The organism is Seohaeicola sp. 4SK31 (genome assembly GCF_028802875.1).
Taxonomy (GTDB): Bacteria; Pseudomonadota; Alphaproteobacteria; order Rhodobacterales; family Rhodobacteraceae; genus Seohaeicola.
In genome coordinates, this window is record NZ_JARAMP010000009.1 from 95998 (window position 1) to 109929 (window position 13932).

General features: G+C 66.5%; 13 protein-coding genes. 11 read left to right on the plus strand and 2 right to left on the minus strand.

What is annotated here, in order from left to right; translation table 11 throughout:
• The first annotated feature begins 13 nt into the window (after nt 1–13).
• From PVW27_RS09540 to PVW27_RS09555, 4 genes are read left to right on the plus strand one after another with little or no spacing between them, the layout of a single operon-like run.
• On the plus strand, nt 14–1510 hold the full coding sequence (locus tag PVW27_RS09540) for a UDP-N-acetylmuramoyl-L-alanyl-D-glutamate--2,6-diaminopimelate ligase (RefSeq protein ID WP_274557180.1): 1497 nt from the start codon (nt 14–16) through the stop codon (nt 1508–1510).
• Nucleotides 1507–2955 (plus strand): UDP-N-acetylmuramoyl-tripeptide--D-alanyl-D-alanine ligase, encoded by a 1449-nt coding sequence (locus PVW27_RS09545; RefSeq protein ID WP_274557182.1) that lies wholly within the window; start codon nt 1507–1509, stop codon nt 2953–2955. The genes PVW27_RS09540 and PVW27_RS09545 overlap by 4 nt, the downstream gene beginning before the upstream one ends.
• Nucleotides 2956–4038, plus strand: a complete 1083-nt coding sequence (gene mraY / locus PVW27_RS09550) for a phospho-N-acetylmuramoyl-pentapeptide-transferase (protein WP_274557184.1) — start codon at nt 2956–2958, stop codon at nt 4036–4038.
• Entirely contained in the window at nt 4038–4460 is a 423-nt protein-coding gene (locus tag PVW27_RS09555) for an ACT domain-containing protein (RefSeq protein ID WP_274557185.1), read from the plus strand. Before mraY ends, PVW27_RS09555 begins: the two co-directional genes overlap by 1 nt.
• Nucleotides 4461–4502: 42 nt before the next feature.
• On the opposite strand, the gene PVW27_RS09560 is transcribed toward PVW27_RS09555, so the two are convergent.
• On the minus strand, nt 4503–4889 hold the full coding sequence (locus PVW27_RS09560) for a hypothetical protein (RefSeq protein ID WP_274557187.1): 387 nt from the start codon (nt 4887–4889) through the stop codon (nt 4503–4505).
• Nucleotides 4890–5027: 138 nt separating this feature from the next.
• Here PVW27_RS09560 and murD point away from each other — a divergent pair, with 138 nt between their 5' ends.
• On the plus strand, nt 5028–6431 hold the full coding sequence (gene murD / locus PVW27_RS09565) for a UDP-N-acetylmuramoyl-L-alanine--D-glutamate ligase (protein ID WP_274557190.1): 1404 nt from the start codon (nt 5028–5030) through the stop codon (nt 6429–6431).
• Nucleotides 6432–6449: 18 nt separating this feature from the next.
• On the opposite strand, the gene PVW27_RS09570 is transcribed toward murD, so the two are convergent.
• Nucleotides 6450–7631 (minus strand): NAD(P)/FAD-dependent oxidoreductase, encoded by a 1182-nt coding sequence (locus PVW27_RS09570; RefSeq protein WP_274557191.1) that lies wholly within the window; start codon nt 7629–7631, stop codon nt 6450–6452.
• 131 nt (nt 7632–7762) lie between these two features.
• Here PVW27_RS09570 and ftsW point away from each other — a divergent pair, with 131 nt between their 5' ends.
• The 6 genes from ftsW to murB all read left to right on the plus strand — a co-directional run bounded on the left by ftsW (nt 7763) and on the right by murB (nt 13918).
• Nucleotides 7763–8929, plus strand: a complete 1167-nt coding sequence (ftsW, locus tag PVW27_RS09575; RefSeq protein ID WP_274557193.1) for a putative lipid II flippase FtsW — start codon at nt 7763–7765, stop codon at nt 8927–8929.
• On the plus strand, nt 8926–10044 hold the full coding sequence (locus PVW27_RS09580; RefSeq protein ID WP_274557195.1) for a UDP-N-acetylglucosamine--N-acetylmuramyl-(pentapeptide) pyrophosphoryl-undecaprenol N-acetylglucosamine transferase: 1119 nt from the start codon (nt 8926–8928) through the stop codon (nt 10042–10044). Before ftsW ends, PVW27_RS09580 begins: the two co-directional genes overlap by 4 nt.
• Nucleotides 10041–11438: a UDP-N-acetylmuramate--L-alanine ligase gene (gene murC / locus PVW27_RS09585; protein WP_274557197.1), complete on the plus strand. Its 1398-nt coding sequence runs from the start codon at nt 10041–10043 to the stop codon at nt 11436–11438. Before PVW27_RS09580 ends, murC begins: the two co-directional genes overlap by 4 nt.
• Before the next feature lie 101 nt (nt 11439–11539).
• Nucleotides 11540–12730 carry an APC family permease gene (locus tag PVW27_RS09590; protein ID WP_274557199.1) on the plus strand — a complete coding sequence of 397 codons (1191 nt, stop codon included), beginning with the start codon at nt 11540–11542 and terminating at the stop codon, nt 12728–12730.
• Nucleotides 12727–12975 (plus strand): DUF2484 family protein, encoded by a 249-nt coding sequence (locus PVW27_RS09595; RefSeq protein ID WP_274557201.1) that lies wholly within the window; start codon nt 12727–12729, stop codon nt 12973–12975. The genes PVW27_RS09590 and PVW27_RS09595 overlap by 4 nt, the downstream gene beginning before the upstream one ends.
• 1 nt (nt 12976) lies before the next feature.
• Nucleotides 12977–13918 (plus strand): UDP-N-acetylmuramate dehydrogenase, encoded by a 942-nt coding sequence (gene murB, locus PVW27_RS09600; protein ID WP_274557203.1) that lies wholly within the window; start codon nt 12977–12979, stop codon nt 13916–13918.
• Nucleotides 13919–13932 lie beyond the last annotated feature (14 nt).

The window sequence follows — 13932 nt, forward strand, 5'->3', positions numbered from 1 at the left end:
GCAGGGGCGCGCGGTGGGGCAGGCAAAATCTTTGGCGCAGCTTGGCCTGACCGCCAAATCGGGGCGCGAGGCGCAGATCACCGGCCTTGCCGTGGACAGCCGTCAGGTCAAGGATGGCTTCCTGTTCGCGGCGCTTCCGGGCACAAGGATGCACGGGGGGGAATTCATCCAATATGCCCTGCGGATGGGGGCGGGCGCGATCCTGACCGACGCGGAAGGCGCGCGTATCGCCGCCGCCGAACTGGCCGCATCACAGGCCGCGCTGATCGTGGCAGAAGACCCGCGTCAGGCATTGGCCTATGCCGCCGCCCTCTGGTTCGGGGCGCAGCCTGCCACGATGGTCGCCGTGACCGGGACCAATGGCAAGACATCGGTGTCCACCTTCACCCGTCAGATCTGGGAGGCGTTGGATCTGCCGGCTGTCAATCTTGGCACGACCGGGGTCGAGGGCGCGTATGAGGCCCCGCTTCAGCACACCACCCCCGAACCCATCACCCTGCACCGCGTGCTGGCCGAGGCCGCCGCCGCAGGCGTCACCCATGCCGCGATGGAGGCGTCAAGCCACGGTCTGGCGCAGCGGCGTCTGGACGGGGTGCAGCTGATGGCGGCAGGCTTCACCAACCTGACGCAGGATCATCTGGATTATCACCCTGATTTTGCGGATTATTTCAACGCCAAGGCCGGGCTGTTCGGTCGCGTCTTGCCGGTGGATGGCACCGCGGTGATCAATATCGACGACGGCTATGGCCATCAGATGGCAGGTGTTGCGCGCACCCGCGGGCAGGAGGTCATCACAGTCGGCCGCCGCGACGGGGCCGATCTGCATCTGGTCTCGCAGCGGTTCGATGCGACGGGGCAGACCATCCTGATCCGGTTCAGAGGCAAGACCTACAGCGCCGATCTGGCGCTTCTGGGCGGGTTTCAGGCCGAAAACGTGCTGCTGGCCGCCGGGTTGGTCATCGCCTGCGGGGCCGATCCCGACCGCGTGTTCGAGACTTTGCCGCATCTGACAACCGTGCGGGGCCGGATGCAGCTGGCCGCGACACGTCAGAACGGGGCGGCGGTCTTTGTGGATTATGCCCACACCCCCGATGCAGTGGCGACCGCACTCAAGGCGATGCGTCCGCATGTCATGGGCCGCCTCGTGGCCATCGTGGGCGCAGGCGGCGACCGCGACACGACCAAGCGGCCCCTGATGGGGGCGGCGGCGGCGGAACATGCCGATGAGGTGATCGTGACCGATGACAACCCCCGCTCGGAAGATCCGGCCCTGATCCGTGCCGCCGTCATGGCGGGCATTCCGGCCGAGGCGCGCGTGCATGTGCGCGAGGTGGGCGACCGCGCCGAAGCGATCCTGCGCGGCGTCGATGCGCTGGGTCCGGGCGACGCGCTGCTGATTGCGGGCAAGGGACATGAGACCGGCCAGACCGTCGGCGATATGGTCCTGCCTTTCGACGATGTGGAACAGGCCAGCGTGGCCGTGGCCGCCTTGGACGGGAGGCTGGCATGACCCCTCTCTGGACAGCCGCCGACGCCGTGGCCGCGACAGGTGGGCAGTCAACCGTTGACTGGCAGGCGATGGGTGTGTCCATCGACACGCGCACGATCCAGCCCGGTGATCTGTTTGTGGCGCTGAAGGCGGCGCGGGATGGGCACGAATTCGTGGCCCAGGCCCTGGCCAAGGGCGCGGCAGCAGCCTTGGTCACGCATCGCCCCGACGGCGTGGCCGCCGATGCCCCCTTGCTGATCGTGCCGGATGTGCTGCGCGGGCTTGAGGATATGGGCCGCGCGGCCCGTGCCCGCACGACAGCCCGCGTCGTGGCCGTGACCGGATCGGTGGGCAAGACCTCGACCAAGGAAATGCTGCGCTGCGTCCTGTCAGGGCAGGGGCGCACCCATGCGGCGGAAGCCAGCTACAACAACCACTGGGGCGTGCCGCTGACGCTGGCGCGGATGCCCGCCGACACCGAATTCGCGGTGATCGAGATCGGCATGAACCACCCCGGCGAGATCGCGCCTCTGGCACAGATGGCACGGCCCCATGTGGCCATGGTCACGATCGTCGCCGCAGCGCATCTTGAGGCCTTCGAGAATCTGGACGGCATCGCCCATGAGAAAGCCTCGATCCTGACGGGGCTGGAACCGGGCGGCGTGGCGGTGCTGAACGGGGATCTGGCCACCTCGCCCATCCTGCTGGACTGGGCCACGCGCCATGCTGCGCGCACGATCACATTCGGCGAAACACCCGGCGTGCATCACCGCGTGACCGAGATCACGCTCTGCGACCAGACCACGGTCGTGCATGGGCGCGCGTGGCGGCGACCTGTGCTGTTCAAGGTCCACGCGCCGGGGCGGCATTTCGCGGTCAACGCCATGGGCGTGATGGCGGTCGCCCATGCGCTGCATCTGAACCCGGTTCTGGCGGCCAATGATCTGGGATCGTGGCAGCCGCCCGCCGGGCGCGGCACGCGGGAACGCTATCTTCTCGATCCGCTGACGGATGATCTCTATTTCGACCTGATCGACGACGCGTTCAACGCGAACCCCACCTCGATGGAAGCCTCGCTCGAAGTGCTGGCCGCCGCCGCGCCGCGTGACGGTCTGGGCCGCGTCAAGCAGGGACGCCGCATCGCCGTGCTGGGGGACATGCTCGAACTCGGCCCCGACGAAATCGCGCTGCATGAAGGGCTTGCCGCCTCGCCGCATATGGCCAAGCTCAGCCTTGTGCATTGTGTCGGCCACCGGATGCGCGCCCTGTGGGAGGCGCTGCCACAGGCCAAGCGCGGCGACTGGGCCGAAAGCGCGGATGCGCTGGCGGCACGGGCGCATCGGCTGGTGGACGCAGGGGATATCCTGCTGGTGAAGGGATCGAAGGGCAGCAAGGTCAGTCTGGTGGTTGACGCGCTGCGCAAACTGGGCCATGCCGCGCCGCAATCGGACAAAGGGACAGATTAGATGCTTTACTGGTTGACCGCGCTTTCGGACGGCGGCGATTTCTTCAACCTGTTCCGCTATATCACCTTCCGGGCGGGCGGGTCCTTCATGACCGCGCTGATCTTCGGCTTCCTGTTCGGCCGTCCCCTGATCAACGTGCTGCGCAAGCGGCAGGGCAAGGGCCAGCCGATCCGCAACGATGGCCCCGAAGGGCATTTCGTCAAGGCGGGCACACCCACGATGGGGGGCCTGCTGATCGTGGGCGCGCTGCTGACCTCGACCCTGATGTGGGCGCGGCTGGACAACCCGTTCATCTGGATCGTGCTTTTCGTCACCATGTCCTTCGCCGCCATCGGCTTTGCCGATGACTATGCCAAGGTCTCCAAGCAGAACACCAAGGGTGTCTCAGGCAAGGTGCGCATGGCGCTGGGTCTACTGGTCGCGGCCATTGCTGGCTATTGGGCCGCGCAATACCACCCCGATGCGCTGACCAACAAGCTGGCCTTCCCGGTGTTCAAGGAAACCCTGCTGAACCTTGGCTTTCTGTTCGTGCCCTTCGCGATGATCGTGATCGTGGGGGCGGCCAATGCGGTGAACCTGACCGATGGTCTGGACGGGCTGGCCATCATGCCCGTGATGATCGCGTCCGGAACGCTGGGCATCATCGCCTATGCGGTGGGGCGCGTGGACTTTACCGAGTATCTGGACGTCCATTACGTCCCCGGCACGGGCGAGATTCTGGTCTTTGTCGCCGGTCTGATCGGCGGGGGGTTGGGCTTTTTGTGGTATAACGCTCCGCCCGCGGCGGTGTTCATGGGCGATACCGGGTCGCTGGCTCTGGGCGGCGCGCTGGGGGCCATCGCCGTCTCCACCAAGCACGAGATCGTGCTGGCCATCGTCGGCGGCCTTTTCGTGGTCGAGGCGCTGAGCGTGATCATCCAGGTGCTTTACTTCAAACGCACCGGGAAACGCGTCTTCCTGATGGCCCCGATCCATCACCATTACGAGAAGAAGGGCTGGGCGGAATCCACCATCGTGATCCGCTTCTGGATCATCTCGCTGATCCTTGCCATGATCGGTCTGGCCACGCTCAAGGTGCGCTGATGGCAGGGCCCGGCGGCCCGGTCCGGGACCGCGCCGCGATGATCGCGGGGATGAACCCGGTGCCGGACCCGCAGGTCTATGAATTCTGCACCTTTCGCGATGGGCAGGCGGACGCGGAGACCCGCGCCGCTGCCTTGGCCAGTTTCGTCGAGGATGAGGGGCTGTCGCTGATCCTGCGGCAGCCGGACGCGCGGCGCGCCGGGATCGCGCCGGGTCTTGCGATGCGGCGGATCACCTTGTCGGTCCATTCTGCGCTGGACGGGGTCGGGCTGACCGCCGCCGTAGCCTCGGTGATGGCCGATCACGGCATCGCCTGCAACATGGTTGCGGCCTATCACCATGACCATGTCTTCGTGCCGCTGGATGATGCCGCGCGGGCGCTGGATCTGCTGCGCGGGCTGGCGCGCCGCACGGCAGGCTGAGGCGGCAACCTCTCTTGCCCCTTGCGGGGCCTGTTCGGTGGATCAATCGTTGATCGAGGCGTCGAATTGCACCGTTGTGCTGGTGCTGTCAGCGCCATGCATGAAGCTGATCTGCCCGTTCTGCACACGCCCGCCCGAAAACTCGATCAGGCGGCGGTCCATGCCCTCGGCAGCCGGTTTCACCTGATAGGGCCCCTTTTCCAGCGCCGCGCGCCATGTATCGGCCAGCGAGTCGGGATCTTCGTCCGTGGTGAAGGACAGCATCCGGTTGGCCGACCCGATGCTGCGGTCGATCACGATCTCCATGTCCTGCGGCAACGCGATCTCCTCGGGGATCCAGGTATGTGTCGTCTGGTCGGCAAAGGCCGGTGCCAGCGTCAGGCAAAGGGCTGCAAGGGCAAGGCGGGCAGTGCGTTCAACGTTTTTCATGCTGCAAAGATAGGTCAACAGGCCCGCGATGCCAACCTTATGGCCGGATAGACAGAGCATCGGCGATCTTCTGCCCGCCCTTGCGGTCCATCAGGGCGCGTCGCATTGTCTGAACCGATCAGACAGCAGGAGCGACAGATGATTCCGGTGCGCGGACATGAGGGGCAGACACTGGCGGTATTGGGGCTGGGCCGATCCGGTTTGGCCACGGCGCGCAGCCTTGCGGCGGGTGGGGCAACCCCTGTCTGCTGGGATGACAACGCCGCCGCGCGCGACCGCGCCGAGGCCGAGGGTTTCACCATCCGCGACCTGACCCGCGCCGGTGCCTTCGATGACATCGCGAGCCTCATCGTCAGCCCCGGCATCCCGCATCTCTACCCCGAACCCAACCGGGTGATCCGCGCCGCCTATGAGGCGGGGGTGCCGGTCGATAACGATATCGGGCTGTTCTTCCGCTCTCTCGCCGTCAGCGAGTGGGAGGATTTCGACACATCCCCCCGCGTCATCGCCATCACCGGGTCCAACGGAAAATCCACCACATCGGCCCTGATCCATCACATTCTGGAACAGGCCGGGCGGTCTGCGCAACTGGCGGGCAATATCGGACGCGGCGTGCTGGATATCGACCCGCCCGAGGATGGCGGCGTCGTGGTGCTGGAACTGTCCAGCTACCAGACGGATCTGGCCCGCGCCTTGACGCCGGATGTGGCGGTCTTCACCAATCTCAGCCCCGACCATCTGGACCGTCACGCCGGCATGGGCGGCTATTTCGCGGCCAAGCGGCGTCTCTTTGCCGAAGGCGGGCCGGACCGTGCCGTGATCGGTGTGGATGAGGTCGAGGGGCTTTATCTGGCCAACCAACTCTCGGAAGGTCCCGCCGATGACCGGGTGATCCGTGTATCCGCCGCGCAGAAACTGACCGGGCCGGGCTGGCATGTCTTTGCGCGCAAGGGGTTTCTGGCGGAATGGCGCAAGGGCAAGCAGGTGGCCGCCATCGACCTGCGCCCCATGCAGGGCCTGCCCGGAGCGCATAACCACCAGAACGCCTGCGCCGCCTATGCCGCAGCCCGCACGCTGGGACTGGCGCCGCGCGTGATCGAGGCGGGGCTGGCCAGCTATCCGGGCCTGCCGCATCGCAGCCAGACCATCGCCGAGGCGGGTGGGGTGCGCTATGTGAACGACAGCAAGGCCACCAATGTGGACAGCGCCGCCAAGGCGCTGGCGGCTTTCGACAAGGTCCGCTGGATCTGCGGCGGGCTGGAGAAGGAGGGCGGGCTGGACGGTCTGCGCGCCTCATTGGGTTCGGTGGTGAAGGCCTATGTCATCGGGCGCGAGGCGGCGGGGTTCGCCCTGCAATTGCCCGAGGTGGAGACGGAAATCTGCACCACGATGGAGATGGCGGTGGCTCGCGCCATGGCCGAAGCACAACCCGGAGAGGTGGTCTTGCTGGCCCCTGCGGCAGCGAGTTTCGACCAATACGACAACTTCGAGAAACGCGGCGAGGATTTCGCGGCACGCGTGAAGGCGGCGCTGAAGGGGTAGGGGGTTTCCCCGCGCGGCTTACCCCCTTGCCGCGATATCCCTTCCCGCCGCCACGCCACTCGACCAGGCCCATTGGAAGTTGTAGCCGCCCAGCCAGCCGGTCACGTCTACGGCCTCGCCGATGAAATAGAGGTCGGGCACGGTCTTGGACATCATGGATTGCGAGGACAGCCCGTCGGTATCGACCCCGCCAAGGGTCACTTCGGCGGTGCGGTAGCCCTCGGACCCGGTCGGCGTCAGCTCCCACCCGGTCAGGCGATCCGCCAGCGCGCGCAGTTTCACATCGTTCTGATCGGCCAGATTGCCCGTCAGCGCCCAATCCGTGGCCAGATGATCGGCCAGCCGCCCCGGCAGCATCTGCGCCAGCACCGTCTGCATCTGCCGCCGCCCGCTCTCCTGCCGCTGGGCGCGCAGCAGCGCATAGGGATCGGCGCCGGGCATCAGGTTGACGCGGATACTTTCGCCCTCGACCCAATAGCTTGAGATTTGCAGGATGGCAGGACCCGACAGCCCGCGATGGGTGAAGAGCATCGCTTCGGCAAAGCTGGTCGCGTGGCAGGCGGCGGTGACGGGCAAGGCCACGCCTGCCAAGGGCGCGAAACGATCCGGCTGGAAGGTAAGGGGCACAAGGGCAGGGCGGATATCTGTCAGCGCATGGCCGAACTGGCGCGCGATGTCATAGGCCAGACCCGTCGCGCCCATCTTGGGGATCGACTTGCCGCCCGTCGCCACGATCAGGTGCGCGGCCCGCACCACGACCTGCCGCCCCTCCCGCTCCAGCGTCACGGCAAAACCTGCGTCATCCCGCGCCACGGACAATACAGCCGTGGACAGCCACAGATCCGCACCTGCCGCCTTCATCTCGGCCAGCAGCATCGCCACGATCTCTTTCGCTGACCCGTCGCAGAACAACTGCCCCAAGGTCTTTTCATGCCATGCGATACCGTGGCGCGCCACAAGGTCCAGAAAATCCCACTGGGTATAGCGTTTCAACGCCGATTTGCAGAAATGCGGGTTGCGGCTGAGGAAATTGGCTGGGGACGCGTGAAGGTTGGTGAAATTGCACCGCCCGCCGCCGGAAATGCGGATCTTCTCGCCCGGTGCCTTTGCGTGATCCACGACCAGAACCCGGCCCCCCGCATGGGCGGCCGCCATCAGCCCTGCGGCCCCGGCACCAAGGATCAGCGTGTCAACCTGCATGGACGGGCAGGTGGCGCGATTTGCCCGCCAAGGCAAGGGGATAAGGCTTTCATTGCGGTTATTTTCGCGCTACACTTGCACCCAGACCCCGCAAAGGGGCGATATTCGAGGCAGTGTACGGCGGTTAACCCATGACAGAGATGGTCTATGGCTCGGTTCCGGTCAGGAACGTAGAGCCTGTTCTTCCCAAATGGTGGCGCACCATCGACCGCTGGTCGATGTCCTGCATCCTGATCCTGTTCGGAATCGGGTTGCTGCTGGGCTTTGCCGCCTCGCCGCCTCTGGCCTCCAAGAACGGGCTGGCGCCATTCCACTATGTCGAACGGCAGGCCATGTTCGGCAGCGTCGCGCTGATCGTGATGTTCCTCACCTCGATGATGAGCCCGCTTCTGGTGCGGCGTCTGGCGGTGGTGGGCTTCACCCTTGCTTTCATTTCGCTGATCGGGCTGCCCTTCTTCGGCACCGATTTCGGCAAGGGCGCGATGCGCTGGTATTCGCTGGGCTTTGCCAGCGTGCAGCCGTCCGAATTCCTCAAGCCCGGTTTCATCGTCGTGGCCGCATGGATGCTGGCCGCGGGGCAAGAGATCAACGGCCCGCCCGGTCGCCTCTGGTCGCTGATGCTGGCCGCCGCCATCGTGCTTTTGCTGGCCTTTCAACCCGATTTCGGGCAGGCGGCGCTGGTGCTGTTCGGCTGGGGTGTGATGTATTTCGTGGCAGGTGCGCCGATGGTCCTTCTGGTGGCGATGGCCGGGCTGGTCGTGCTGGGCGGCACCTTCGCCTATGAGAATTCCGAACATTTCGCCCGCCGCATCGACGGCTTCCTGACCCCCGACGTGGACCCGCGCACGCAGCTGGGCTATGCCACCAACGCCATTCAGGAGGGCGGCTTTTTCGGCGTCGGCGTCGGCGGGGGCGAGGTGAAGTGGTCGCTGCCTGACGCGCATACCGACTTCATCATCGCCGTCGCGGCCGAGGAATATGGCCTTGTCCTCGTCCTGTGCATCATCCTGCTCTATGCCAGTGTGGTCGTGCGCTCGCTGCTGCGTCTGATGCGCGAGCGTGATCCCTTCATCCGGCTGGCCGGCACGGGGCTGGCCTGCATGTTCGGCGTGCAGGCGATGATCAACATGGGCGTGGCCGTGCGCCTGCTGCCCGCCAAGGGCATGACCTTGCCCTTCGTCAGCTATGGTGGCTCGTCCCTGATCGCGGGCGGCATCGCCGTCGGCATGCTGCTGGCCTTCACCCGCACCCGTCCGCAGGGCGAGATCGGAGACATCCTGAGAGGGCGCATCCGATGAACCGCGACGCGCCTTTGCTGGTCATCGCCGCCGGTGGCACCGGCGGGCACATGTTTCCGGCCCAATCGCTGGCCGAGGTGATGCTGCGTCGGGGCTGGCGCGTGAAGCTCAGCACCGATGCGCGCGGCGCGCGCTATACGGGCGGCTTTCCCCATTCGGTCGAGATCGAGCAGATCGCCAGCGCCACCTTCGCGCGCGGTGGCGTGCTGGCCCGCGCGATGGTGCCCTTCCGCGTGCTGGGCGGCATTCTGGGCGCGCTCTGGCGGATGCGGGGGGATCGGCCCGTCGCGGTGGTGGGCTTTGGCGGATACCCCGCGATCCCGGCCATGGCCGCGGCGACGCTCTTGCGCCTGCCGCGCATGATCCATGAACAGAACGGCGTGCTGGGCCGGGTGAACCGGCTGTTTGCGCGGCGGGTGGACCGGGTCGCCTGTGGCACATGGCCCACCGACCTGCCCGCCGGAATCGAGGGCGCGGATGTGGGCAACCCCGTGCGCGCCGCTGTGCTGGAACGCGCGGGCGCGGGCTATATCGCGCCGGGGGATTACCCGATGTCGCTGCTGGTGATCGGCGGAAGCCAGGGGGCGCGCGTCCTGTCGGATGTGGTGCCCGCCGCCGTTGCCGCTTTGCCGGATGCCCTGCGCCGCAATATCCGCGTCAGCCATCAGGCCCGCGCAGAGGATGTCGAGCGGGTCGAGGCCGCCTATGCCAGCGCCGGGATCGGCGCTGAGGTGCAACCCTTCTTTCAGGACGTGCCCCGCCGCATGAGCGAGGCGCAATTGGTCATCAGCCGGGCAGGCGCCTCCAGCGTGGCCGATCTCAGCGTGATCGGCCGCCCCTCGATCCTGATCCCCTTCGCGGCAGCGACCGCTGACCACCAAAGCGCCAATGCGCGCGGGCTGGTCGCGGCGGGCGCCGCGATCCTGATCCCCGAAAGCCGGCTGGACGCGCAGGTTCTGGCCGAACAGATGACGCTGGTGCTGGACAATCCCCAAGGGGCCGAGGATATGGCCCGTGCGGCGCTGTCCTGCGGCCGCCCCGATGCGGCGCAGACGCTGGCCGATATGGTCGAGGCGCTGGCCCAGACAAGCAAGACCCGGAAAGGCAAGGCATGAACGCGGCAACGAAACTTCCCGGCGATGTCGGCCCCATCCATTTCGTCGGCATCGGTGGCATCGGCATGTCCGGCATCGCCGAGGTGCTGCTGAACCACGGCTATACGGTGCAGGGCTCGGACCAGAAAACCACCAAGATCACCGACCGTCTGGCGGGTCTGGGGGCCACGATCTTTGAAGGACAGGCCGCCGCGAACCTGACAGGCGCGCAGGTCGTCGTGATCTCCAGCGCGATCAAGCCGGGCAATCCCGAACTGGACGAGGCCCGCCGCATGGGCCTGCCGATCGTGCGCCGGGCCGAGATGCTGGCCGAGTTGATGCGGCTGAAATCCAACATCGCCATCGCGGGCACCCATGGCAAGACCACGACCACGACGATGGTGGCCGAGGTGCTGGTGGCGGGCGGGATCGACCCCACGGTCGTCAATGGCGGGATCATCCATGCCTATGGCTCCAATGCGCGGATGGGGCAGGGCGAATGGATGGTGGTCGAGGCGGACGAGAGTGACGGCACTTTCAACCGCCTGCCTGCGACCATTGCCATCGTCACCAATATCGACCCCGAACATATGGAACATTGGGGCGATTTCGAGCGGCTGAAACAGGGCTTTGTCGATTTCGTCTCGAATATCCCCTTCTACGGCGTGGCCGTCTGCTGCACGGATCATCCCGAAGTGCGCAGCCTTGTGGGCAAGATCACCGACCGCCGCGTCATCACCTATGGCTTCAACGCGCAGGCGGATGTGCGCGCGCTGAACCTGCGCTACGACGCCGGCGTGGCCCATTTCGACATCGCCCTTCAGACCGAGGATATTCTGATCGAGGGCTGCACCCTGCCGATGCCGGGGGATCACAACGTCTCGAACGCGCTGGCGGCTGTGGCCGTGGCGCGGCATCTGGGCATGAAGGGTGACGAGATCCGGGGCGCGCTGGCGGCCTTTGGCGGCGTGAACCGGCGCTTCACCAAGGTGGGCGAGGTGAACGGCGTCACCATCATCGACGATTATGGCCACCATCCGGTCGAGATCGCCGCCGTCTTGCGCGCCGCACGGCAGGCAACACAGGGCCGCGTGATTGCGGTGCATCAGCCGCATCGCTACACCCGCCTGTCGGCGCTGTTCGAGGATTTCTGCGGCTGTTTCAACGAGGCCGATGTCGTGGCCATTGCCGAGGTCTATGCTGCGGGCGAGGCACCTATTGCAGGTGCCAGCCGCGACGATCTGGTGGCGGGGCTGATCCGGCACGGGCATCGCCATGCGCGGGCGGTCACGGATGAGGATGATCTGCTGCGATTGGTGCGCGAACAGGCGCGTCCGGGGGATATGGTGGTCTGTCTTGGGGCAGGCACGATCAGCGCATGGGCAAACAACCTGCCCGCGCGGCTGCAAGGCTGAGCGCGTGCGCCCGGTCCGCGCCCGTTGCATGACGCGGCACGGATGCGCGATGAGTATTTTTGGCAAGATGAAGCAGGGCGCGCGCAGGCAGGAGGCGGGCCATGGCTGAGGCGTTGAAACGTCGGATCGGACCGGGCCTGCTGACAGCCTACGGCGTGGGTATCATGGTCGGCGCGGGCATCTATGTGCTGACCGGGGCCGCAGCAGGGGCGGCGGGTGTCTGGGCGCCGTTGTCCTTTCTGCTGGCGGCCATCGTCGCGGTGCCCACGGCGCTCAGCTTTTCCGAACTGGCGGCGCGCATCCCCGAAGCGGCGGGGGATTCCTCTTATGTGGAGGTCGGTCTGCGGCGGCACGGGCTGGCCGTGGCGGTGGGGGCGGTCAATGTGGTCGCGGGCACGGTGGCGGCGGCGGCGGTGCTGCGCGGCGGTGTGGGATATCTGACCTCGATCCTGGATATTCCCTTTGTCTGGGGTGTGCTGGGTCTTGGGGCGGCGATGACCCTGATCGCGCTGGTCGGGGTGTTGGAAAGCCTGGCCTTTGCCGCGCTCATGACCGTGATCGAGGTGATCGGCCTGACCTTGGTGATCGCGGCGGGTTTCGCGGCCGCGCCCGTGGCGGACTGGACTGCACCGCCCGCGCCCGAATGGTCCGGCGTGGCGGCGGCGACGATCTTCGCCTTCTTCGCCTTCATCGGCTTTGACGACATGGTCAACATGGCCGAGGAGGCGCGCGAACCCGAACGCAACATGCCGCGCGCGATCCTTTGGGCGCTGGCGATCACGGGTCTTCTTTATATGCTGGTCTCGCTTGCCGCCGTGCGCGCCGTCCCTCGCGAGGTGCTGGGGGCCTCCGAACGCCCGCTGGCGCTGGTCTGGGAGGCGGGGATGGGCACCTCCGCCGCCTTTCTGGCGGCCATAGCGGTGGCGGCGGCGCTGAACGGGGTGCTGGCGCAGATCGTCATGGCGGCGCGGGTGCTGTTTGGCCTTGGCAAACGCTCGCCGGGTCTGTCGGTGTTCCGCCACGCGCATAAACGCTTCGGCACGCCGGTGCTGGGCACGCTGGTCATCGGGGCGGCGGTCACGCTGTCAGCCCTGACCCTGCCCGTTGCAGTGCTGGCCGAGATCACGACGCAGGCCCTGCTGATCGTCTTCATCATCGTCAATGCCGCCCTGATCGGGTTGAAGCGGCAGGTGCCGGAGGGGCCTTTCGTGGTGCCCATGGCCGTGCCGGTGCTGGGCATCGTCACCTGTGTGGCCACATTCATGGCCTCGCTGATCGGAGGTGCATCATGAGCCTGTCGCTGATCCTCGCCTGTCTCTGGGCTGTGGCCGCCAACCTTGCCGCGATGATCCCCTCGCGCGACAATCACTGGCGACGCGCCTATGTGCTGATCGTCTGCGGTATTCCCCTTCTGGGCTATGTGACCTATGAGAACGGTCCGGTCGCCGGGCTGATCGCCATGGCGGCCGGGATGAGCCTATTGCGCTGGCCGGTGGTCTATCTGGGCCGCTGGATGCGCCGCCGGATGGAGAAATGAGATGGCCCGACCCGATGCGATTGCGGGGCTGCGCGGCAGCCTGACGGCAGGCAAGCCCCTGTCCGAATTGACATGGTTGCGCGTGGGCGGACCTGCCGACTGGATCTACCAGCCCGCCGATGCCGATGATCTGGCGCTTTTCCTGCGGGAACTGGATGCGGATGTGCCGGTTTTTCCCATGGGTGTGGGCAGCAACCTGATCGTGCGCGACGGCGGCCTGCGCGCCGTGGTGATCCGGCTGGGGCGCGGCTTCAACGGGATCGAGGTGGCAGGCGACTGCGTCACCGCAGGGGCAGCGGCGCTGGATGCCCATGTGGCGCGCCGCGCGGCCGAGGCCGGGCTGGACCTGACCTTCCTGCGCACCATTCCGGGCAGCATCGGCGGGGCGGTGCGGATGAATGCGGGCTGCTATGGCAGCTATGTGGCTGATGTTCTGATCGATGCCACGGTCGTCACCCGCGACGGCCGGATCGTGACCCTGACGCCGGATGCGCTGCAATTCGCCTATCGCCAAAGCCATCTGCCCGAGGGTTGGGTGCTGATCGGCGCCACGTTCAGGGCCCCCGCAGGCGACCCCGCCCGACTGGCCGCCCGGATGGACGAGCAGATCGCAAAACGCGACGCCAGCCAGCCCACGCGCGACCGCAGCGCCGGCAGCACCTTCCGCAACCCTGCCGGGTTTTCCAGCACCGGACGGGCCGATGATGTGCACGATCTGAAGGCGTGGAAGGTCATCGAGGATGCCGGGATGCGCGGCGCGCGTCTGGGCGGCGCGCAGATGAGCGAGATGCACGCCAATTTTCTGATCAATGCCGGGGGGGCGACAGCCGCCGATCTGGAAATGCTTGGTGAAATGGTGCGAAAAAAGGTTTACGATTCAACCGGTATCACGCTAGAGTGGGAAATCATGAGGGTCGGCGAAACGATCCCGGAACGCGGTTGACAGGCACTAGCAAA